Here is a 20870-nt window from a genome sequence, read left to right on the forward strand (position 1 = left end):
ACTGGGTCCTCGACGATGGCCAGTGCCCGGTTGACCGTTGGCTGAGTCGCGGAGGACGTTATCCACAGGCCCGAACGTTCCGTGCTGATCCGTCTGATGATCCGGTGGGTGCGGGCCGCGGTCAGGTCGTGGGCCCGGCCGGGCAGGGCTGGTGAGATCCACAGCACGTGCCCGTTCGTGTCCGTGACGACCTGGACGTTCACGCCGTGTCGGCGGTGTTTGGCAGAGTGGTCGGCGCGGCTGTCGCCGACGCGGTCGCACTCGGCGACGGTGCCGTCCAGCAGGATGAAGTCCGGATCGTTCTCCCGCAGCACCTTGAGCAGGCCCGGAGCCCGCGAGGCAAGGAGATCGACGACCGCCCGGGTGTCGGCATGGGCGGTGCCCGCCGAGACGCCGAAGCCGGCGGCGGTCTGCGCGAGGGTGTCGTGCTTGCGCAGGTACGCCAGCGCGACCGGGGCCCGCTTGTGCGGTGGGAGCGTGCAGCGGCGGTCACCCTCGCGGGTGACGATGAGCATCGTGACCCACTCGACCAGAGCCGCCAACCACCGATCAAAGTCACAGCTTGGCGTGGCCGCCGAAGCCCGGTCACCCGGCTGCCGCAGGCAACTCCCGCACGCCGACAGCCCGCCGACGGGGGAGGATCGGCGGGCTGTCGTTGGTGCCAGGAGTGGCTAGGGCGGTGGTGCGTGGTGCCGTGTCCGGCGCGTTGCGGTGCCGTCCGGCGTGTGGTGCCGTCAGTGGAAGGTGTGCTCCTCGGCGGGGAACGCCCCGACGACGACGTCGTCCGCGAAGGCCTTCGCCGCGTCGCCGAGGGTCTGACGGAGGTTCGCGTACTGCTTGGTGAAGCGCGGCACCTTCCCGCCCGTCAGCCCGGCCATGTCGGTCCAGACGAGGACCTGTGCGTCCGTGTCGGGACCGGCGCCGATGCCGATGGTCGGGATGTGGAGCGAGCGGGTGACCTCGCCGGCCAGCTCGGCCGGTACGAGCTCCAGCACGACGGCGAACGCGCCCGCCTCCTGCGCCGCCTTGGCGTCGCGGAGCAGCCGGTGCGCGGCCTCGTCGCTGCGGCCCTGGACCCGGTACCCCATCGTGTTGACGGACTGCGGGGTCAGGCCCAGATGGGACATGACGGGGATGCCGGCCTGGACCAGCAGTTCGGTCTGCGGCAGGGAGCGCTCCCCGCCCTCCAGCTTGACGGCACCGACCCCTGCCTCCTTGACCAGCCGGGTGGCCGAGCGCAGCGCCTGGACCGGGCCCTCCTGGTACGAGCCGAAGGGGAGGTCGCCGACGATCAGGGCACGCTTCGTGCCCCGTACGACGGCGGCGGACAGCAGGGTCATCTCGTCCATCGTGACGGGCACGGTGGTGTCGTAACCGAGATGGCAGTTGCCCATCGAGTCGCCGACGAGCATGACCGGGATACCGGCCTCGTCGAACACGGACGCCGTCATGGCGTCGTACGCGGTGAGCATGGGCCACTTCTCGCCCCGCTCCTTGGCGGCGGTGACGTCGTGGACGGTGATGCGGCGAGTGCCCTTGCCGCCGTACAGCGCCTTGCTGCTGTCGGCGGGCTGCGTCTGGGCAGCCTGAAGCGTCATGGTGAACGGCTCCTTCGTCATCTCGAGGCGCCCTCACGGCGTCCCCGGACCGGATCCATGGTGGCATCCCCCCGCCCGTCACGTGAAGTGGTGCCGTTCACACCCCCGCAGTGTTTGAGCCATCCCGGTCATCTTTCTATACGGAACGGTCTCGTATCGAAATTCCGGGAAGTACTGGGACCATGCCCACACCACCGGGGGCGCCCCCCGCCCCGCCCCGTGTACCGGAAGCCGTGCACCGACGCCGCTGGGCCATCCTCGGCGTCCTCATGTTCACCGTCCTCATCATGGTCCTGGACCACTCGGTCCTGAACGTCGCGGTCAAGACCATCGCCACCCCCGCACCCGTCGGCATCGGCGCCACCCAGGCCGAGCTGGAATGGGCCATCAACTCCTACACGCTCGTCTTCGCCGCACTGCTCTTCACGGCCGGGCTGCTCGGTGACCGCACGGGGCGCAAGAAGGCGCTGCTCGCCGGCATGGTCGTCTTCGGCATCGGCTCGGCACTCGCCGCGTTCTCCGGCTCGGCCGCCGAACTCATCGCGTACCGCGCGGTGATGGGCGTCGGCGCCGCGTTCGTCATGCCGGCCACGCTCGCCGTCCTGATGAATGTGTTCGAACGGGACGAGCAGCCCAAGGCCATCGGCATCTGGGCGGGTGCCGTGGGCATCGCCATCGCGCTGGGCCCGCTCACCGGCGGGCTGCTGCTCGAACACTTCTGGTGGGGCTCGATCTTCCTGGTCAACGTCCCCGTGGTGATCGTCGGCTTCGCCGCGATGCTGCTGCTGATCCCCGACTCCCGGGACCCGGGCCCCGGCCGGATCGACCCGGTCGGCGTGCTGCTGTCCATCGTCGGACTCGTCCTGCTCGTGTACGGGATCATCCGCGGTGGCGAACTCGCCTCCCTCACCGACCGGGGTGTGCTGCTGCCCCTGCTCGGCGGGCTGGCCGTGCTGACGGCGTTCGTGCTGTACGAGTTGCGCATCGACCATCCGGCGCTCGACTTCTCGTACTTCAGGAACCCCGCGTTCTCCGCCGCGATCACCGCGACCGCGCTCGCCTTCCTGTCGATGATGGGCGTGGCCTTCTTCTCCGTCTTCTATCTGCAGACCGTGCGCGGGCACAGTCCGCTGGAGGCCGGGCTGCTGGTCCTGCCGCTCGCGGTGGCCCAGTCGGCGTTCGCGCCGCGCGCCCGGCTCACCGTCGCCCGGTTCGGCGCCAAGGCGACCTGTACGGCCGGAATGCTGATGATCGCCACGGGGCTCGCCTCGTTCGCCGTCTTCGACGCCTCGACGCCGTTGTGGGCGATCGAGATCGCCTTCTTCGTCCAGGGCGCCGGAATGGGGCACGTGATGTCACCGGTCACGACCACGGTGATGCAGGCGCTGCCACGGGAGAAGGCGGGCGTGGCCTCTGCGATCAACAACACCTTCCGGCAGATCGGCGGCGCGCTGGGAGTGGCGGTGCTCGGCTCGATCCTGTCCGCGACGTACCGGACCGCGATCGAGCCGGCCCTCGAGGCGACGGCGGCCGTGCCGGCCGAGGCCAAGGGCACGGCGGGGGAGTCGCTCGAGGCGACGCTGAGTGTCGTGGAGAAGCTCGGGCCGTCCGCAGAGGTCCTGATCGGGCCCGCGTACCACGCCTTCATCGGCGCCATGCACCTCGCGGCACTGGCGGCGGCGACCGTGACGGTCGTAGGGGCCCTGGTCGTGGCACGGTACCTTCCGGGGCGTGTCCGTCCGGAGCCGGACATGCCGCCGCACGTCCCGGGGGAGGCGGTGGAACGGTCGGAGGCGGGAGCGGCCCGGGGGTGAGCGACCGTCGGGTGAGCCCGGGGGTGAGCGACCGTCGGGTGAGCCCGCGGGTGAGCCCGCGGGTGGGCCCCTCGGTCCGGGGCGCCGGTACGGGACGGAAGAGCGGAGGCGAGGGCGGGTGCGAGGCGAGGTCGGGACGGCCGGCGGCGCGGGTGTCGCCGAGGGAACGGGCGAGGGAACGTACGAGAGAACGGGCGAGGGCGTATCCGCCGGAGGGTCCGGGCGCCCCGGCGGAGGGGCGTCCCGCCGTGGCCGCCCCCGGAGCGAGGCGGCCGAACGGGCGATCCGCGCCGCCGTGGTGACCCTCCTCGAGGAGGGCGTGCCGCTCGGCGAGATCTCCATCGAGCGCATCGCCCGCACCGCGGGGGTCGGCAAGGCCACCATCTACCGGCGCTGGAGCGACAAGGAGGAGCTCTTCGTCGAGGTCCTGCGCGACATCGAGCCCCCGGACCCCGAACTGCCCGGCACCTCCGCCCGCGACGACCTGGTCGTGATGCTGGAGTCCGTGCGCGTGCGCGGTCTCGCGCAGCGCTCCTCGGCGCTTCTGCACAACGTGGTGGCGCAGATGAAGAGTCACCCCAAGCTGTGGGCCGCATACGTCGCGACGGTCATCGATCCCCGGCGCGTGACCGTCCTGGAGATTCTGCGGCGCGGGATCGCGGACGGGGAGATCCGCGGCGACGTCGACATCGACCTCGTCAACGACCTCATCGTCGGTCCCATGCTCGTGCGCGCCGTGATGCGTCCCGACGCCCCGCTCGCCGACGACCTGGCGGAACGCATCGTGTCGGCGGCACTGGAGGGGCTGCGTCCGCCGGTGCCGACCGTCCCGTGACGTGCAATATGCGCGTTCTGTCACAGCCGCCGGACTGCCGCCACTGATCGGAACCCGCCGCGCCGCCGGGCCGTCCTCGTGACCGTACGGCAGCAAGCCGACGGTCATCGCCTAGGGTCAGGACGGGCGGGCACCGACGTGCGGGCCGGGCGGTACACAGGCAAGGCGGCAAGTCAGCAAGGCAGTGAGGACAACGGGATGCGTCAGGCATACATGACCGAGACGGGGCACGACGGCGGGAAGGACTCCCGCCCCAGGTCCCGCTTCCGGGCGTGGCTCGACCACCGGCGGGGCGACAGGGGGATCTGGCGGCGCGGCATCCTGCTCGCGATCTGCGCCGTGGTCCTCGCGCTGGTGATGATCTTCCATGCGCAGATCCCGAACCGGATCGGCAACCTGGGCAGCCTCACGGAGACGTTTCTGCCCTGGCTGGGCGTCTTCGTTCCGCTGCTTCTGGTGTGCGCGCTGCTGCGGCGGTCCGCGACGGCGCTCATCGCGGTGCTGGTGCCGATGGTGGTGTGGCTGAATCTCTTCGGCGGACTGCTGACGGACAAGGCCGACGACGGGGGAGACCTCATGGTCGCGACGCACAACGTGAACGCCGACAACACCGACCCGGAGGGCACCGCGCGCCAGGTGGTGGAGTCCGGTGCGGACATCGTGGCGCTGGAGGAGCTGACGGCGGACGCGGTCCCGGTGTACGAGAAGGCGCTGGCGTCGGCGTACCCCCACCACTCCGTGCAGGGGACGATCGGGCTGTGGAGCAAGTACCCGATGAGCGACACGCGGGACGTCGACATCCGGCTGGGCTGGAAGCGGGCGATGCGGTCGACCGTGTCTGCGCCGGGGGGTGAGGTCGCGGTGTACGTGGCCCATCTGCCGTCGGTGCGGGTGAAGCTGGAGGCCGGCTTCACCGCGAGCCAGCGCGACGAGAGCGCGGACGCGCTGGGGGAGGCGATCGCGCGTGACACGGTGGGCAGGGTGATCCTGCTCGGCGACCTCAACGGCACCATGAACGACCGCTCACTGAACGCCGTCACCTCCCAGATGCGGTCCACGCAGGGCGCGGCGGGGGACGGCTTCGGGTTCAGCTGGCCGGCGTCGTTCCCGATGGCCCGGATCGACCAGATCATGGTGAAGGGCGTCGAACCGGTCTCCTCATGGACCCTTCCGCCCACCTCCAGCGACCACCTCCCGATCGCGGCGCGCGTCAGGCTCTGACCGTTCCCACCCGCCCCTTCCCGCGCATCGGCACCGCGGGAAGGGGCGGGGTCGCGAGAAAATCCCTTCGCAACCCCCCGTTCACGCCCGGGAACAATCCATCTGAGAGCCTTTGTTCCGTAGGAAAACTAATCCGGAAAGGCTCTCTTCATGCCCCTGGCGCTGCTCGCGCTCGCTGTCTCCGCCTTCGGCATCGGCACCACCGAATTCGTGATGATGGGCCTGCTCCCCAATGTCGCCGACGATCTCGGCACCTCCGTCCCCACTGCCGGGTACCTCGTCGCCGCGTACGCGATCGGCGTCGTCATCGGCGCCCCGCTGCTCACCGCCTTCGGCTCGCGCGTCCCGCGCAAGCGGATGCTGCTGCTCCTGATGGCGCTGTTCACGGTCGGCAACCTCGTCTCCGCGCTCGCCCCGGGCTTCGGGACGCTCCTCGCGAGCCGCGTCCTCGCCGGACTGCCGCACGGCGCGTTCTTCGGGGTCGGCGCGGTCGTCGCCGCGCGGCTCGTCGCGGAGGGGCGGCAGGCGCGGGCGGTGGCCAGGATGTTCCTCGGCCTCACCGTCGCGAACATCGTCGGCGTGCCCGCCGCCACCCTCCTCGGCCAGCACCTCGGCTGGCGCGCCACGTTCCTCGTCGTCACGGCGATCGGTCTGGTCGCGATGGCCGCACTCGCCCGGCTCGTGCCGTACGTACCCGTCGACGCCCACCAGAGCCTCGGCCGCGAGCTGCGTGCGCTCGGCAACCGGCAGGTGGTGCTCGGACTGCTCACCGCGGTGTTCGGCTTCGCGGGCGTCTTCGCCGTCTACTCCTACCTCGCGTCGATGACGACCGAGGTGATGGGTCTCGGCGAGTCCTCCGTCACGGTCGTCCTCGCCCTCTTCGGCATCGGGATGACGCTCGGCGCACTCGCCGCCGGACCCCTGACCGACCGGGCGTTGCGCCCCACCCTCTACGGGTCGCTCACCGCCCTCGCCCTGGTCCTGGTCGCCTTCCGGTTCACCGCGCACATCCCGTGGGCGGCGCTCGTCACGGTGGTCGTCCTCGGCGCGGTCGGCTTCATGACCACCACTCCTCTGCAGATGCTGGTCATGCGCAAGGCCCAGGACGCCCCCACTCTGGCCTCCGCCTCCAACCACTCCGCCTTCAACCTCGCCAACGCGGGCGGCGCCTGGCTCGGCGGCGCCGCCATCGCGGCCGGCTGGGGCTGGATGTCGCCGTCCCTCGTCGGCGCGGTCCTCGCCGTCGTCGGTCTCGCGATCGCGGTGACGGCCGGCCTGCTGGACCGTACGGCGAAGGGGGCCTCCCGCGTCGTCGCGGGAAACCCCCTCGCAGGCGGTCCGGCCGGCCGGCAGGTCAGTGCGTCGTCGTCTCCCGCCAGCGGTTCGTGATCGGCAGGCGCCGGTCCTTGCCGAAGCCCTTCGCCGAGATCTTCGTGCCCGGCGGGTACTGGCGCCGCTTGTACTCGGCCGTGTCCACGAGCCGCAGGGTCCTCGCGACCAGCTCCTCGTCGTAACCGGCCGCCACGATCGCGTCCTTGCCCTGGTCGCGGTCGACGTACAGCTCCAGGATCCGGTCCAGCACGTCGTAGTCCGGGAGGGAGTCCGAGTCGAGCTGGCCGGGGCGCAGTTCGGCGGACGGCGGCTTGACGATGGAGTTCTCGGGGATCGGCGGGGTCTGGCCGCGCTCCTCGGCCGCCCGGTTGCGCCACTTCGCCAGCCGGAAGATCGACGTCTTGTAGACGTCCTTGATCGGGCCGTACGCGCCGACCGAGTCGCCGTACAGCGTCGAGTAGCCCACCGCCAGCTCGGACTTGTTGCCCGGCGCGAGCACGATCTGGCCCTCCTGGTTGGAGACCGCCATGAGCATCGTGCCGCGCAGCCGCGACTGGAGGTTCTCCTCGGCGAGACCGGTGAGGCCCAGCGAGGACATGTACGCGTCGAACATCGGCTCGATCGTCACCGTCCGGAAGTTGAGGCCCGTGCGGCGGGCCAGCTCGGCGGCGTCACCCCTGGAGTGGTCCGAGGAGTACTTGGACGGCATGGAGATGCCGTACACGTTCTCCGCGCCGAGCGCGTCGCAGGCGATCGCGGCGACGAGCGAGGAGTCGATGCCTCCGGACAGGCCGATCAGGACGGACCGGAAGCCGTTCTTGGCGGCGTAGGCGCGCAGGCCGACGACCAGCGCGGAGTACACCTCCTCGTCGTCGTCGAGGCGCTCGGCGTAACCGCCCGTCAGCTCCGGCTCGTACGCCGGGAGCGGCTCCTCGGAGATGACGACCCGCTCGATCGCGAGGCCGTCGTCCACGACGCCCGTCGGGGGCTCGGGAGAGGCCGCGGGCAGGTCGAGGTCGAGGATCACGCTGCCCTCGGCGAACTGCGGGGCGCGCGCGATGACTTCGCCGTCGTGGCCGACGACGATCGAGTCGCCGTCGAAGACGAGCTCGTCCTGGCCGCCGATCATCGCCAGGTAGGCCGTAGTGCAGCCGGCCTCCTGGGCGCGCTTGCGGACCAGCTCCAGGCGAGTGTCGTCCTTGTTCTGCTCGTACGGCGAGGCGTTGATCGAGATCAGCAGCCCTGCCTCGGCGGACCGGGCGGCCGGGACGCGGCCGCCGTCCTGCCAGAGGTCCTCGCAGATGGCGAGCGCGACGTCGACGCCGTGGACGCGGATCACCGGCATGGTGTCGCCCGGCACGAAGTAGCGGAACTCGTCGAAGACGCCGTAGTTGGGCAGGTGGTGCTTGGCGAAGGTCAGCACCACACGGCCGCGGTGCAGCACGGCCCCGGCGTTCTGCGGGGCGCCCGCGGGCTGTCCGTACCGCGGCTGGGCCTTCTCGGAACGGTCCAGATAGCCGACGATCACGGGGATCTCCCCGAACCCCTCGTCCGCGAGACGCGCGGCGAGCGCGCGCAGGGCGGCACGTGACGCCTCCACGAAGGACGACCGCAGGGCCAGGTCCTCCACGGGGTAGCCGGTCAGGACCATCTCGGGGAACGCGACGAGGTGCGCTCCCTGCTCGGCGGCGTGCCGGGTCCAGTGCACGACCGACTCGGCGTTGCCGGCGAGATCGCCGACGGTCGAGTCGATCTGATTCAGAGCGAGGCGAAGTTGAGGCACGGGGACAGTGTAATCGTCTCTCTGACGCAATGTCCCGGTGGGGAGATGTGGGCCGCCCCACTCCCGCGGCCCCGTGGCACGGGAGCGGGGCGGAACCGGGGCCCTTCCGGGCTCCTGCGGTGAGTTACCTGCTGCGGTACGCGAGGGTCGTCATCATCCCGGACTCCGAGTGGTAGATGTTGTGGCAGTGCAGCATCCACAGGCCCGGATTGTCCGCGTCGAAGTCGGCCACCAGCTTGCGGTGCGGCAGCAGGATCGCCGTGTCCTTGCGGGCGCCGTGCCCCTCGATCCCGGCCAGGGCGTAGGTGTGGCCGTGCAGATGCACGGGGTGCCACATGTCCGTGGCGTTGATGACCACCAGCCGCACCCGCTCGCCCAGCTCGACGTCGTGGAGCGTCTCCGGGTCGTAGGGCTTGTGGTCGATGCCCCAGTCGTACGTCTTCATGTCGCCGGTCAGCTTGATCTTGAGCAGCCGGTCGGGCCTGCGCCGGGTCAGGGCCGTGGAGTCGTCGGGCCGCAGGCGGGCGGCCGACGTCAGCACCTTCCGGTCGAGCTCCGCCGGGCGCGTGGACGCCGGCGGGACGGCCCCGCGTCCCGTGCGCAGGACGGCCATGGCCGAGCCCTTCTTGCCCTCGGCGAGCGCGGTGAGCGGAAATACTCCGTCCTTCGCCGTGATCAGCACGTCGTACCGCTCGGCCATGCCGATGAGCAGGGCGTCGGTCCTGTAGGGGCGCACGGCGTAGCCGTCGGTGTGGGTGACCGTCATCTCGTGGCCGCCGAGCGCCACCCGGAAGGCCGTTTCGCCGCCGGCGTTCATGATGCGCAGCCTGATGCGGTCGCCGGGCTTGGCCCTGAACTGGGTGGGATCGTCCGCCGTGCGCCCGTTGATGAGGTAGTACGGGTAGGCGACATCGCCCGCGTGGCCGCCGAGGAGCTTGCTGTGGGCGCCCGTCATCAAGCGCCGCGGGCCCTTCCCGTGGTGGGCCGACGGTGAGGCGGCCGCGGCCGGTCCCCGCGCCGCCGCGAGCCCGCCGCCGCCGGCCTCCACCGGCCCGTCCGGCCGGTCCGACGCGCCTTCGCCGTCCGCGGCCCGGCCCTCGTGCGCTGCGCCGTGGCCCATGCCGGGCTTGCCGTGCCGGAGCTGGGCGAGGACGCCGTCCGGGGTGGAGCCGCCGACCCCGTCGATCCAGTCGTCCAGCATGACGATCCACTCGTGGTCGTACGAGAGCGGCTCACGCGGGTCGTCCACGATCAGCGGCGAGTACATCCCGCGGTCGATCTGCACGCCCATGTGGGGATGGAACCAGTACGTGCCCGGGTGGGGCACCAGGAAGCGGTAGTCGAAGGTTTCGCCCGGTTTCACGGGCGGCTGCGTGATGCCCGGCACACCGTCCATGTCGTTGCGCAGCGCGATGCCGTGCCAGTGCACCGTGGTCGGCTCCGGCAGATGGTTGGCGAGCCTGAGTGCCAGCGTGTCGCCCGCCGTGATCCGCACCGGGCGGCCGGGCAGCAGGCCGTCGTACGTCCAGGACCTGAAGGTGCGTCCCGCCCCCAGCTCGACCGTGGTCGGGGTGGCCGTGAACGTGTGCTTGCGGAGCGGTCCGGTCGGATCCGGATGGACCTCGTCGACCTCCGTGCCGCTCGGTGCGACGAACCCCTCGGGAGTGTCCACCGCCGCGGGCGCGCCGGGGCTGCCCTGCCTGCCCGTGCCGCCGCTCGAACAAGCGGCGAGCAGCCCGGATCCCGCGGCGGCGATCCCCGCGCCGAGCACGGCGCGACGGGTGGGAGAGGGCTGACGGGTGTGCTCCATGCGCATGACTGTGTGCACCTCGCTGTGGGTGAAGGCGGGCAAAGGCGTGCGGCCGCCACCGCCGACCGGGCAGGACGGGGCGGCCGGGCGCGCTCCTACTGGCGCGGCACCGACGAGATGGCGAGGACGGTCCGGCGCGGTGACGGTTTCGGCGATATGGGCGGGGCCGGCCGCGACCGTGCCCCCGCACCGCCGTCCCCGGCGGATCCGCGGGGCACGAGGGGCCGGGCGGTGACCAGCCCGAGACCCGTCGCGGCGGTCTCGAACAGCAGGGCCAGGAACAGTGACAACTGCCCGTACATGGCCCTCCGTTCGCTCGTCATACGGGGCACACTACCCCCACCGGGTATGACTCCCCGGGAAGGACCCGCGCCCGACACGACCTAACATGAGCCACTATGCACGATGTGTGCGGATCACCCAGGATTGTCGCCCTGCTCGTCGCGCTGGGCTCCGTCGTGTACACCGCCTGGGTGCTCGAACTCGTCCTGGGCACCGGGCTCGATCCCGTCCACGCGTACGTCAGCGAACTCGCCGCCGCCGACCAGCCGCTCGGCGGACTGTTCCGCGCCACCGACCTGGCCGCCGGACTGCTTGTCCTCGCGGGTGCCTGCTGGGCCCTGCTGCGGCTGCCGCAGCGCCCCTGGTCGGTCGCCGGCTGGGCCGGCCTGCTGCTGTTCGGCGCGGCGACGGCCGCCGACTCGCGGCTGCCGCTCAGCTGCGCCCCCACCGCGGATCCCGAGTGCGCGGCACGTGAGACCGCGGGGCTCGTCCCGGCGGCCCACAGCGCGCACGCCGTCACCTCCAGCCTCGCCATGGCCGGAGCGCTCACCGGACTCGTGACGCTCACCGTCGCGGCCCGCCGCTACTGCTGGTGGCCGCCCCTCGCCCGTACCGGACCGGTCCTCGTGGTGCTCGAACTCGCCGCGACCGTCTGGACCCTGGCCGCCGTCGCCGCCTTCCAGGCGGGGCGCGGCACCTGGGCTCTCGGTGCCGGACAGCGCGCGCAGGTGCTGCTCGTGGCAGGGTGGCTTGCGGTACTCGCGCTGTCCGTGGCGCGGGAGGGGAGACGCGCAAGGTGAGCCTCGGATGAGTTTCGTACGCATCGGCGGCGTACCGCACCATGTCGTTGTTGAGGGCAGCGGCCCCGTCTGCGTCCTGAGCGCGGGCCTCGCCATGAGCTGGTTCGACTGGGACCCCGTCGTCCCCCTGCTCGCACCCCACCGCACCGTCGTCCGCTTCGACCGCCCCGGCCACGGGCTGAGCGGACCGGCCGCCGTGCCCCCGTCCGCCGCGGGCGAGGCCCACCGGATCGCCGCACTCCTCGACGCGCTCGGGCTCGCCGGCCGGCCCGCCACCGTCGTCGGCCACTCCATCGCCGGCTTCCACGCCGAAGCCTTCGCGCGCCTCCACCCGACGCGTACCTCCGGCATCGTCCTGGTCGACTCCAGCATCGAGGAGCACGCCCGGGTACCCACCGCCCCCGCCGTGCGTACGGCCGTCGCGCGCGGTGCCGGCACGGCGCTGACCGCCGTGGGCGCGCCCGCCGCGCTCGGCCCTCTGCTCCGCCGTGCCGTGGTCCGGCTCTCCCGTGCGAGCGGCGGCGACCCGGCGCCCGCCGCGCTCGTACGCCGCTGCTACGGCACCTCACGGGTGCTGCACGGAGCCCTGCTGGAGAACACCCACTACCGCGCGGTCGCGGCAGAACTGCTCGCCCTGCGCGAGCGGTTCCCGCTCCCGGACGGGATCCCGGTGACCGTACTGGCCGCATACGACGGGCGAGGCGGGCGGTTCGCCCTGGGGTGGCTCGAGCGGCAGCGCACGCTGGCCCGGCGGCTCGGCGGCGCCCGCTTCGAGGCCGTCGAGCCGTCGGGCCATCTGGTGATGCTGGACCGCCCGGACGCGGTGGCCCGGGCGGTGCTGGATGAGGTGCAGGTGCAGGAGCAGGATCGGGATCGCGATCGGTTGGCAGAGGACCCGGCGCGGGTCGAGGAGCAGACCGAGGCGCAGGTCAGTCCCGCGCGTACACCTGCTCGACGAACGACGCGATCTGGTCCTCCGACAGATGCTGGGCCAGATCGGCCTCGCTGATCATCCCGACCAGCCGCTTGTTCTCGATCACGGGCAGCCGGCGGATCTGGTGGTCCTGCATCTCGTGCAGCACCTCGTCCACATCGGCGCCCGCGTCGATCCAGCGTGGGGTGCCCTTGGCCATGTCACCGGCGGTGATCCGCGACGGGTCATGGCCCATTGCCACACAGCCGACGACGATGTCGCGGTCGGTGAGTATGCCGCAAAGCCGTTCGTCGGCATCGGATATGGGTAGTGCGCCCACGTTCAGTTGGCGCATCAGCTGCGCAGCGCGGTCGAGCGTCTCGTGCGCGGGGATCCACTGGGCCCCCGGATGCATGATGTCCTTGGCGGTGGTCATGGAGTTCGTACCTCCTGAGTGCGGCCCACGCGACGACCGTTGTCCCCCGACGTCACCCGTGGTTGCCCGAAGGTCGCCCGGACGGGCGGTGAGCAGCCTCTCCGACGTGCACGTCGGTACGCAGCGGGGCGGCGAGCCCACCAGCTCGTGCCGGCCGACGCCGAGAAGGCCGTATTCGACGTTACCGCCGACGCCGTCGAGGTGCCCGACGGGACGCCACGGGATCCCGGCGCCGCGGGCTGCCGCTGTGCGCGGCCGTCCGCCCGCCCCGGGCGCGGTGGCGGTCAGGGGCGGGCGGAGGCCGAGCCGGGTCAGCCGCGGGGCGCCGCGCCCCGCTGCTTCAGCAGGTCGGCCATCAGCGCCAGCTCGGACTGCTGGGCATCGACCATGCCCTGGGCGAGGGACTTCTCCGTCTCCACCGCGCACAGGTCGGCACAGCCCCGCGCCATGGTGACGCCGCCCTTGTGGTGGTCGGTCATCAGCTGCAGATAGAGGATCTCGGCCTGCTTGCCGTTCGCCTCGCCGAGCTGGTCCAGCTCGGCCTTCGTGGCCATGCCGGGCATCAGCGAACCGTCACGCGCCTCGTGTCCGCCGTCCCCGCCGTGGCCGGCGTGACCGCCATGCCCTGCGGGGGACCCGCCCTCGTCCGACGACGCCATCCACGCCATCGGCTCGGTCCCCGACTCGACCTTCGGCAGCCCCCAGAGATCCAGCCAGCCCAGCAGCATGCCCCGCTGGTTGGCCTGCGTGTTGGCGATGTCGTACGCGAGCCGGCGCACCTCCTCGTCCTGCGTACGGTCCCGGACGATGAAGGACATCTCCACCGCCTGCTGGTGATGGACCGCCATGTCGCGGGCGAAACCGGCCTCCGCGGAGTCCGCCGCAGGGACCTTCGCCGCCGCCGTGCTCGTACCACCGTCGTCGCCCGCGGACGCGACCGTGGCCGCGCCCGCGAACAGCAGGGCCAGCACGACGGCCGTGATCGACGCCCAGTGGGTACGGGTCAGCTCGGGCGTCACGCGCCCAGCCCTCCTGTGCACGCGGCACCCGGCTCCGGCGTCTGCGGACCCTGGACGTACTTGGTGAAGAACTGGTCCACCCGCGCGTCGTCGGCGCTGTCCACGGTGACCTGCTTGCCCCAGGCGCTGAGCATGATCGCCCCGGCCTGGTCCTTCACCGGGCTCATCAGCGAGTACGGGGTCTTGCCGACCTTGTCCTTCAGCTTCGTCACATCGCCGGCCGGGGCCTTGTCGTTGTAGGTGACCCACACCGCGCCGTGCTCCAGGGAGTGCACGGCGTTCACATCGGGGATCGCCTTGTCGTAGACGTCGCCGTCGCAGTTCATCCACGCCTGGTGGTGGTCACCGCCGACCGGCGGCTTCATCGGGTAGGTCACCGCCTTGGTGACGTGGTTGCGGCCGAGCTTCTTCGCGTCCCAGGACTTCTCGTCCTTGACGGGCGCCTTGGCGGCGGCCTCCGCCTGCTCCTTCTTCTCGGACTCCTTGTTCAGTACGTACGTACCGAATCCGACGAGCCCCGCGACCACGACGGCGCTGATCGAGATGGTGATGATGCGGCTGCGGCGCTCGCGGGCCTGTTCGGCGCGGCGCATCTCCTCTATACGGGCCCGGCGGTCATTGCTGCTGGTCTTGGCGGCCATACGTCTTCGTCCTTCTTCTGGCGATGTGTCGATACGTCGATGCGTCGTTGCGTCGCTCGCGATGCGATGCGGTGCGATGCAGCGCGGTGCGATGCGGTGCGAGGTGGAACGGTCCGCTAGGTCCGCAGCACCTGAAGGACGTGGAGATCCGGAGCGCGGGGGAGCGCACCCGTACGGGACGCCCGGCCGACGTGGAGCGGCGGAGCGGGGGAGGACGGCGGCGCGGCGCTGTCCACGGCCCCGGCCGGCGGCGGCGCCGTGAGCACGGCCGGGCTGAGATGCGTGGCGAGCCCGCAGTCGCCGCGGTCGTACGGACAGGTGTACTCGGCCCCGACCGGGACGGTGGACGCGGCCGTGACGCCCGGGTGGGCGCCGGCGTGCTCCAGGTCCCCTCCCGTACGGGTGTCCGCCCGGCCGCCCGTACAGATGAAGAGCGCGGCGAGGAGCGTCGCCACGGCACTCACCAGCGCCGTGGGACGCCCGGTGTGTGCGATGCGGTTGTGCCGCAGGCCCCCCATGGGCGCTGATGGTAGTGGCGGCGGCGTGCCGCATGTCATACGGGGTGCGTAATCTGGGCGAAACCCCGGGTCGTGATACTGAAGCTCCTCCCTACGCCCTGGCGGTGGTGCACAAGCCGTCTGAACTGCAAGGATGTGGCTCATGGACAAGCAGCAGGAATTCGTGCTCCGCACGCTCGAGGAGCGCGACATCCGGTTCGTGCGCCTGTGGTTCACCGACGTACTCGGCTTCCTCAAGTCGGTCGCGGTGGCCCCGGCCGAGCTCGAGCAGGCGTTCGACGAGGGCATCGGCTTCGACGGTTCCGCGATCGAGGGCTTCGCGCGGGTCTACGAGTCCGACATGATCGCCAAGCCGGACCCGAGCACCTTCCAGATCCTGCCCTGGCGCGCGGAGGCCCCCGGCACCGCCCGGATGTTCTGCGACATCCTCATGCCCGACGGCTCCCCGTCCTTCGCGGACCCGCGTTTCGTGCTCAAGCGCATCCTGGCCAGGACCTCGGACCTGGGCTTCACGTTCTACACCCACCCCGAGATCGAGTTCTTCCTGCTGAAGGACCGGCCGCTGGACGGCTCCCGCCCCACCCCCGCGGACAATTCCGGGTACTTCGACCACACCCCGCAGAACGTCGGGATGGACTTCCGCCGCCAGGCCATCACGATGCTCGAATCCATGGGCATCTCGGTGGAGTTCAGCCACCACGAGGGCGCGCCCGGCCAGCAGGAGATCGACCTGCGGTACGCGGACGCGCTGTCGACCGCCGACAACGTCATGACGTTCCGCCTGGTCATGAAGCAGGTCGCGCTGGAGCAGGGCGTCCAGGCGACCTTCATGCCGAAGCCCTTCTCCGAGCACCCCGGCTCCGGGATGCACACCCACCTGTCCCTCTTCGAGGGCGACCGGAACGCGTTCTACGAGTCGGGCGCCGAGTACCAGCTCTCCAAGGTGGGGCGTTCCTTCATCGCCGGCCTGCTCAAGCACGCCGCCGAGATCTCGGCCGTCACCAACCAGTGGGTCAACTCCTACAAGCGCATCTGGGGCGGCTCGGCCCGGACCGCCGGCTCGGGCGGCGAGGCCCCCTCGTACATCTGCTGGGGCCACAACAACCGCTCGGCGCTGATCCGCGTCCCGATGTACAAGCCGGGCAAGACGGGCTCCTCGCGCGTCGAGGTTCGCTCCATCGACTCCGGCGCGAACCCGTACCTGACGTACGCGGTGCTGCTCGCCGCGGGCCTCAAGGGCATCGAGGAGGGGTACGACCTCCCCGCCGGAGCCGACGACGACGTCTGGGCCCTGTCGGACGCCGAGCGGCGTGCGATGGGCATCGAGCCGCTGCCGCAGAACCTGGGCGAGGCGATCTCGCTGATGGAGCGGAGCGAGCTGGTCGCCGAGACGCTCGGGGAGCACGTCTTCGACTTCTTCCTGCGCAACAAGAAGCAGGAATGGGAGGAGTACCGCAGCGAGGTCACGGCCTTCGAGCTGCGCAAGAACCTGCCGGTGCTGTAAGTGCAGGTCAGCGCGGCTTTTCGCGCTGGACGCCACGCCGGGCCGACGGTCACCGAACCGTCGGCCCGAAGGCGTCCTACCGGCCTGGGCCGTCTGTGGGCCGTGGGACGAGTCAGCGCCGCAGAGAGATGGGCTGTCCACGCCCCTCTCTGAGATCAGCCGACGCTGCTGGACATGCGGTCGCAACAGACCCGGTGGCTCTGGGTGGCCTGCCGGCGTACCCGCAACTGCTGCGACAGGCCCGTTTGCGGTACCACCGCTGCGCCGTATCAGCTCTGGTTGCGCAGCCCCGGCCCACGCCGGGTGACCATGCCGGGGACCCAGCGGGACACCCTTTCGGCCGGGTTTCGCTGTGGACCATGGACCTGGGCGTGTCGGCCCGGACTCGAGCGTTCAGCGCACCTCGGCAGGTGCGTCGGCGGCGGTTGCTCGGGGCGACCTGACGGGGGCGCGGCCGAATCGTCGCCACTCGGCGATCACAGCCGTCTGCGGGTCGGATGGCATGTCCGGAGCCTTGTTACGTGTCGGCTCGGACGATGGTGGCGAGGACGCCGTTGAAGGCCTCGGTGGAGGTCGGGTGGTTGTAGACGGTGTCGCGGAGTTCGGCCGCCGTGACCCCGTGCCGCATGGCGAGCGCGACGGTGTTGATGAGTTCCTGCGCTTCGACGCTGAGCAGGGCGGCGCCCAGGATCTCGTCGGTGTCGGCGTCGATGACGAACTTCATGACTCCGCGGGTCTCCTCGACGATGTACGCACGCGGCATGGGGAGGATCTCGGCGACCGGCTGGCTTGCGATCTTGACTCGGTGCCCGGCCGCGCGGGCTTCCTTCTCGGTGAGTCCGACGGTTGCCAGTGGGGGGGTGATGAAGAGGGTGTGGGGGATGGCGACCCGGTCGGCGGTGGAGCGTTTGCCCTCGCCGATGAGTTGGTCGAGGACGATGCGGCTGTCGTCGAGGGAGATGTAGGTGAACTGCGGCCCGCCGTTGACATCGCCGAGGGCGAAGATGTGCGGCCGGCTGGTGCGCAGGTGCTCGTCGACTTCGACCGCGCCGCGCTCGGTGGTGCGCACACCGGCAGCGTCCAGCGCGAGATTGCCGGTGGCCGGTGCGCGGCCTGTGGCGGCCAGGATTGCGTCGGCTTCCAGGGTGTGTTGTTGGCCGTCTTTTTCGTAGACGACGGTTGCGGAGGTCTCGCCGTCACGGATTTCCGTGCTGTTCGCACCGACGATGATCTCGATGCCTTCGTCCACCAGGATGCCCTCGGCGACAGCGGCAACGTCGTCATCCACGAGGCGAAAGATCTTCGGTCCTGCCTCGAGCACGGTGACCTGGGATCCGAACTGCCCATAGATCGAGGCGAATTCCAGGCCGAGGTAGCCGCCTCCGATGATCGTCAGCCGTCCCGGCAGGATGGTCGTGTCGATCAGTTCGCGGCTGGTCACGGTGTACTGGCTGGTCCGCAGGCCGGGAATATCGAGGACGATCGGCTCCGACCCGGTGTTGATCAGGATCGTCTCGGCGGTGACTGTCAGGCGGCCGTCGCCGGTCTCGACGCTCACGGTGTGCTCGTCGGTGAACGCGGCCGCGCCGGTGATCACCGTGACGGTGTCCATGTCGTTCAGCACGTCGTAGCTGACGCCGCGGAACAGCTTGGTCAGCGCCTGCACCTCGCCGACGGAGCGCTCGTACCACTCCTGCGGCACGTCCTCCGGCCGACGTTTGCGGGAATGGTGGACAAGTGCCTTGGTCGGTACGCAGCCGACGTTCGGGCAGGTGCCGCCGTACATCCTCTCCGACCGCTCGACCAGCACCACGCGCTTGCCGAGCCGACCCATCGTCGTGGCCACCGTCTTCCCGCCCTTGCCGAACCCGATCACGAGCACATCGGCATGAAGGGTTTGGTTCGTGTTGCCCATGTCCGCTCCCGTTTCGAAATATATGAGCGCGAAATAGATGAACAGGAAAGGGACTCGTATCGACCGGTTGTGCACTGGGCCGGGCGTGGCCACCTCCTTCATTTCAACAGCACCACCAACACCGTGCCGCTGCAACTGGCCACCCGCGCGGGAAACACCGGACCGTTTCCGTCCGGCTGGCGCAGTGCTTTGCGGGAGACGAGGGGCAACTCGTCGCGCACAGGGTGACCCACCCGTCCGGACCTGTCGGACTGTGCACGGGGTGCGGTCGCATGAGGCTGGACCCCGAGCGCCTGGGCGGCCGCAAGAATGATCGGCGGTGCCTCCCCTGTCCCCATCCTTCAGAAGGAGCGTGATCGGCGTGGCCCGGAACCGCCGACTGATCCTGAGCTCGCCGACCGAGGTTTGGCGCCTGCTGTCCAATGGCCACCGCTACGGGGAATGGGTGACAGGAACCCAGCAGGTACTTGCCGCGGACCCGCACTGGCCGGAAGTGGGCGCCCGACTGAAAGTCCGAGTCGGTGCCGGCCCTCTGACCCTCGACGACACCTGCGTCGTCCGCATCTGCGAACCGCAACACCGCCTGGAACTGGAAGCGAAGGCAGATCCCTTCGGCGCGGCTCGCATCGCCATGAACTTGATCCCCTGGGGAGAGAACACCCTCTTCACCCTCGACTGGCACCCCCTCCGGGGCCCCGGCACCCGGATGCACGGACTCCCCGTGGATTACGTTGTTGCGGTCCGCAACGGCATGATGCTGACGAAGCTTGCCCGGATCGCGGTGCGCGAGCATGACGGAAGCGCTTGAGGAACCCTTCCGGAACACGCGAGGCGGATCAGTGCTCGTCCAAGCCGGCCGCAGCAACGGGGCCGACGCCGGTGGGAAGGGGCTCGTCCCGGATCCTTCGGGGCGGCCCAGAGGCGTACAAACTCCTGCGAAGGAAGAAGCAGGAGTGGGAGGAGTACCGCGGCGAGGTCACGGCCTTCGAGCCGCGGAAGAACCTTCCGGTGCTGTAAGCGCAGGTCAACACGGGCATTGCGCCTGCATGACACTTCGGGCCGACGGTCACCGACCGTCGCCCCGGACCTCTTTTTGACAGCGCACAGCGGGGGGAGGAATGTAGAAATAGGTTGAAAGATGCGATGGGCCAAAAAGTGCTCGGAGGTGCATGGGAATGCGCCACAGGATCGTTGCTGCACTCCTCGCAGGGGTCGCAGGACTCACGCTCGGCGTGATGCCGACAACCGGGGCGTTCGCCTCGAGCCAGACCCGGGACGACGACGACTGTTCCGGATGGCGCGGCGGGTACGAGTACCGCCAGAGCTGTGACGAAGACGATGACGATGACGATGACGATGACGACGAGGACGACTACAGCAGCCGCGAGTTCTTCCACCACTTCGACGACAGGTTCGAGGACGTACTGATCATCGTTGTCGCTGTGCCGTAGTCCCGACCACCGAGACCACCGAGACCACCGAGACCACCAAGATCACCGGGACTCACCGTTCGTCACACGGGGTGGCGGCGGTCGGCCAGCGGGGCCGGGGCCTCCTGGACCACCCAGCCGTTGCCGTCGGGGTCCTGGAAGAAGACGAACGAGTTCCACTGCTCGCCCTTGCCCGGAGCCCAGCCCGTCGGGGCGACGTGCTGGACGGCGCTGACTCCGACGCCGCGGGCGAGCAGTTCGTCGTGCGCGGATTCGATGTCCGGAACGCAGAGCTGGAGTCCCTGGATCGCACCCGGGGTCATGGTCGTCTGCCCCGGCGCGGGCGGCATGCCCGAGCCGATCACGATCGAGCAGGGCGAGCCCGGCGGGGTCAGCTGGATGATGCGTACGCCGTCGCCGATGCTGGTGTCGTGGTCGACGGCGAAGCCGCACTGGTCGGCGTAGAACGTCTTGGCCCGGTCGACGTCGGTGACCGGGATGACGATCACTTCGATGGTCCATTCCATGGGCGCCGCCCGGGGTGGTTTCGTAGGGGCCGGACCAGCCGGCCGTCAGCGTTCGGCGAGTGGGACCGGGGCCTCCTGGACGACCCAGCCGTTGCCATCAGGGTCCTTGAAGAAGAGGAAGGAATTCCAGGTCTCCCTTCCCTTGCCCTCCTCCCAGCCGGACGGCCCCACCCGCTGGACCGGGCTGACCTCGACCCCGCGGTCCACGAGTTCGTCCCTGGCCTCGTCGATGTCCGTGACACAGAGCTGCAGGCCCTGGAGCGAGCCCGGGGCCATCCGCGGCTGGCCGGGCGAGTCGGGCAGGCCGGCCTCGATGACGACGGAGCAGCGGGAACCGGGCGGGGTGAGCTGCACGAAACGGGCGCCCTCGAAGGGAGACACGTCGACGTCGGCCGTGAAACCGCATCTGTCCACGTAGAACTCCTTGGCCCGGTCGACGTCGGTGACCGGACGGTGACCACCTCGAGGGTCCACTCCATGGGGTGTCTCCGA

Annotated in this window: 18 protein-coding genes and 4 pseudogenes; 10 read left to right on the top strand and 12 right to left on the bottom strand. The window is 70.5% G+C overall.

The genetic code is table 11. The features are described 5' to 3' along the window. Positions 1-95: 95 nt before the first annotated feature. Positions 96-515, bottom strand: a pseudogene (locus tag ABT078_RS22735) (transposase); the annotation flags it as partial. 219 nt (positions 516-734) lie between these two features. Beyond that, complete coding sequence (gene panB, locus ABT078_RS22740; protein ID WP_351230486.1) at positions 735-1598, bottom strand: 3-methyl-2-oxobutanoate hydroxymethyltransferase; 864 nt, start codon at positions 1596-1598, stop codon at positions 735-737. Positions 1599-1780: 182 nt separating this feature from the next. Here panB and ABT078_RS22745 point away from each other — a divergent pair, with 182 nt between their 5' ends. From ABT078_RS22745 to ABT078_RS22760, 4 genes are all read left to right on the top strand, one after another. Continuing rightward, the gene (locus ABT078_RS22745) at positions 1781-3412 is read left to right on the top strand and encodes an MFS transporter (RefSeq protein WP_351230488.1); all 1632 of its coding nucleotides are present in this window, start codon (positions 1781-1783) and stop codon (positions 3410-3412) included. 118 nt (positions 3413-3530) lie between these two features. Next, positions 3531-4247, top strand: coding sequence for a TetR/AcrR family transcriptional regulator (locus tag ABT078_RS22750; protein WP_351230490.1), 717 nt, complete (start codon positions 3531-3533; stop codon positions 4245-4247). 198 nt (positions 4248-4445) lie between these two features. Then, on the top strand, positions 4446-5468 hold the full coding sequence (locus ABT078_RS22755; protein WP_351230492.1) for an endonuclease/exonuclease/phosphatase family protein: 1023 nt from the start codon (positions 4446-4448) through the stop codon (positions 5466-5468). Positions 5469-5618: 150 nt separating this feature from the next. After that, positions 5619-6857 carry an MFS transporter gene (locus ABT078_RS22760; protein ID WP_351230494.1) on the top strand — a complete coding sequence of 413 codons (1239 nt, stop codon included), beginning with the start codon at positions 5619-5621 and terminating at the stop codon, positions 6855-6857. On the opposite strand, the gene ABT078_RS22765 is transcribed toward ABT078_RS22760, so the two are convergent. The 3 genes from ABT078_RS22765 to ABT078_RS22775 form a co-directional block, all read right to left on the bottom strand. Further along, a complete protein-coding gene (locus ABT078_RS22765; protein ID WP_351230496.1) occupies positions 6823-8583 on the bottom strand; it encodes an NAD+ synthase in 1761 nt (586 codons plus the stop codon). The genes ABT078_RS22760 and ABT078_RS22765 overlap by 35 nt on opposite strands. 124 nt (positions 8584-8707) lie before the next feature. Then, complete coding sequence (locus ABT078_RS22770; RefSeq protein ID WP_351230498.1) at positions 8708-10393, bottom strand: multicopper oxidase family protein; 1686 nt, start codon at positions 10391-10393, stop codon at positions 8708-8710. A 95-nt stretch (positions 10394-10488) separates the two neighbouring features. Then, positions 10489-10716 (bottom strand): hypothetical protein, encoded by a 228-nt coding sequence (locus ABT078_RS22775; RefSeq protein WP_351230500.1) that lies wholly within the window; start codon positions 10714-10716, stop codon positions 10489-10491. A 75-nt stretch (positions 10717-10791) separates the two neighbouring features. Between ABT078_RS22775 and ABT078_RS22780 the strand changes: the two genes are divergently transcribed. Together ABT078_RS22780 and ABT078_RS22785 are read left to right on the top strand one after the other, a co-directional pair. Further along, positions 10792-11475, top strand: a complete 684-nt coding sequence (locus tag ABT078_RS22780) for a DUF998 domain-containing protein (RefSeq protein ID WP_351230502.1) — start codon at positions 10792-10794, stop codon at positions 11473-11475. A gap of 7 nt (positions 11476-11482) precedes the next feature. Then, positions 11483-12316 (top strand): annotated as a pseudogene (locus ABT078_RS22785) (alpha/beta fold hydrolase); the annotation flags it as partial. Between the two features lie 88 nt (positions 12317-12404). Here the strand turns inward: ABT078_RS22785 and ABT078_RS22790 are convergent. The 4 genes from ABT078_RS22790 to ABT078_RS22805 all read right to left on the bottom strand — a co-directional run bounded on the left by ABT078_RS22790 (position 12405) and on the right by ABT078_RS22805 (position 15002). Then, positions 12405-12824 (bottom strand): CBS domain-containing protein, encoded by a 420-nt coding sequence (locus ABT078_RS22790; protein WP_351230504.1) that lies wholly within the window; start codon positions 12822-12824, stop codon positions 12405-12407. A gap of 311 nt (positions 12825-13135) precedes the next feature. Then, the gene (locus tag ABT078_RS22795) at positions 13136-13843 is read right to left on the bottom strand and encodes a DUF305 domain-containing protein (protein ID WP_351230506.1); all 708 of its coding nucleotides are present in this window, start codon (positions 13841-13843) and stop codon (positions 13136-13138) included. After that, positions 13840-14484 (bottom strand): thioredoxin-like domain-containing protein, encoded by a 645-nt coding sequence (locus ABT078_RS22800; RefSeq protein WP_351230508.1) that lies wholly within the window; start codon positions 14482-14484, stop codon positions 13840-13842. Before ABT078_RS22800 ends, ABT078_RS22795 begins: the two co-directional genes overlap by 4 nt. 116 nt (positions 14485-14600) lie before the next feature. Then, complete coding sequence (locus ABT078_RS22805) at positions 14601-15002, bottom strand: hypothetical protein (RefSeq protein WP_351230510.1); 402 nt, start codon at positions 15000-15002, stop codon at positions 14601-14603. Between the two features lie 142 nt (positions 15003-15144). Between ABT078_RS22805 and glnA2 the strand changes: the two genes are divergently transcribed. Next, a complete protein-coding gene (gene glnA2, locus ABT078_RS22810) occupies positions 15145-16506 on the top strand; it encodes a gamma-glutamylpolyamine synthetase GlnA2 (protein ID WP_351230512.1) in 1362 nt (453 codons plus the stop codon). A gap of 517 nt (positions 16507-17023) precedes the next feature. Here the strand turns inward: glnA2 and ABT078_RS22815 are convergent. Continuing rightward, a complete protein-coding gene (locus ABT078_RS22815; protein WP_351230514.1) occupies positions 17024-18523 on the bottom strand; it encodes an FAD-dependent oxidoreductase in 1500 nt (499 codons plus the stop codon). Positions 18524-18782: 259 nt separating this feature from the next. Here ABT078_RS22815 and ABT078_RS22820 point away from each other — a divergent pair, with 259 nt between their 5' ends. The 3 genes and pseudogenes from ABT078_RS22820 to ABT078_RS22825 all read left to right on the top strand — a co-directional run bounded on the left by ABT078_RS22820 (position 18783) and on the right by ABT078_RS22825 (position 19872). Further along, on the top strand, positions 18783-19229 hold the full coding sequence (locus ABT078_RS22820; protein ID WP_351230516.1) for an SRPBCC family protein: 447 nt from the start codon (positions 18783-18785) through the stop codon (positions 19227-19229). A 125-nt stretch (positions 19230-19354) separates the two neighbouring features. Beyond that, positions 19355-19438: pseudogene (locus ABT078_RS42735) on the top strand (glutamine synthetase); the annotation flags it as partial. A 158-nt stretch (positions 19439-19596) separates the two neighbouring features. After that, positions 19597-19872, top strand: a complete 276-nt coding sequence (locus ABT078_RS22825; RefSeq protein WP_351230518.1) for a hypothetical protein — start codon at positions 19597-19599, stop codon at positions 19870-19872. A gap of 62 nt (positions 19873-19934) precedes the next feature. On the opposite strand, the gene ABT078_RS22830 is transcribed toward ABT078_RS22825, so the two are convergent. Next, on the bottom strand, positions 19935-20378 hold the full coding sequence (locus ABT078_RS22830; protein ID WP_351230520.1) for a VOC family protein: 444 nt from the start codon (positions 20376-20378) through the stop codon (positions 19935-19937). 45 nt (positions 20379-20423) lie between these two features. Next, positions 20424-20857: pseudogene (locus ABT078_RS22835) on the bottom strand (VOC family protein). Positions 20858-20870: the final 13 nt, after the last annotated feature.

It is taken from the genome of Streptomyces sp. NPDC002133, from assembly GCF_040296405.1.
In the GTDB taxonomy this organism is placed as follows: Bacteria; Actinomycetota; Actinomycetes; order Streptomycetales; family Streptomycetaceae; genus Streptomyces.

Excerpts from the sequence above, each read along its gene's own strand:
- panB (WP_351230486.1), bottom strand. The coding sequence starts at position 1,598 with ATGACGCTTCAGGCTGCCCAGACGCAGCCCGCCGACAGCAGCAAGGCG.
- ABT078_RS22745 (WP_351230488.1), top strand. The coding sequence starts at position 1,781 with ATGCCCACACCACCGGGGGCGCCCCCCGCCCCGCCCCGTGTACCGGAA.
- ABT078_RS22755 (WP_351230492.1), top strand. The coding sequence starts at position 4,446 with ATGCGTCAGGCATACATGACCGAGACGGGGCACGACGGCGGGAAGGAC.
- ABT078_RS22760 (WP_351230494.1), top strand. The coding sequence starts at position 5,619 with ATGCCCCTGGCGCTGCTCGCGCTCGCTGTCTCCGCCTTCGGCATCGGC.
- ABT078_RS22770 (WP_351230498.1), bottom strand. The coding sequence starts at position 10,393 with ATGGAGCACACCCGTCAGCCCTCTCCCACCCGTCGCGCCGTGCTCGGC.
- ABT078_RS22775 (WP_351230500.1), bottom strand. The coding sequence starts at position 10,716 with ATGACGAGCGAACGGAGGGCCATGTACGGGCAGTTGTCACTGTTCCTG.
- ABT078_RS22780 (WP_351230502.1), top strand. The coding sequence starts at position 10,792 with ATGCACGATGTGTGCGGATCACCCAGGATTGTCGCCCTGCTCGTCGCG.
- ABT078_RS22790 (WP_351230504.1), bottom strand. The coding sequence starts at position 12,824 with ATGACCACCGCCAAGGACATCATGCATCCGGGGGCCCAGTGGATCCCC.
- ABT078_RS22800 (WP_351230508.1), bottom strand. The coding sequence starts at position 14,484 with ATGGCCGCCAAGACCAGCAGCAATGACCGCCGGGCCCGTATAGAGGAG.
- ABT078_RS22805 (WP_351230510.1), bottom strand. The coding sequence starts at position 15,002 with ATGGGGGGCCTGCGGCACAACCGCATCGCACACACCGGGCGTCCCACG.
- glnA2 (WP_351230512.1), top strand. The coding sequence starts at position 15,145 with ATGGACAAGCAGCAGGAATTCGTGCTCCGCACGCTCGAGGAGCGCGAC.
- ABT078_RS22815 (WP_351230514.1), bottom strand. The coding sequence starts at position 18,523 with ATGAAGGAGGTGGCCACGCCCGGCCCAGTGCACAACCGGTCGATACGA.
- ABT078_RS22825 (WP_351230518.1), top strand. The coding sequence starts at position 19,597 with ATGCGCCACAGGATCGTTGCTGCACTCCTCGCAGGGGTCGCAGGACTC.
- ABT078_RS22830 (WP_351230520.1), bottom strand. The coding sequence starts at position 20,378 with ATGGAATGGACCATCGAAGTGATCGTCATCCCGGTCACCGACGTCGAC.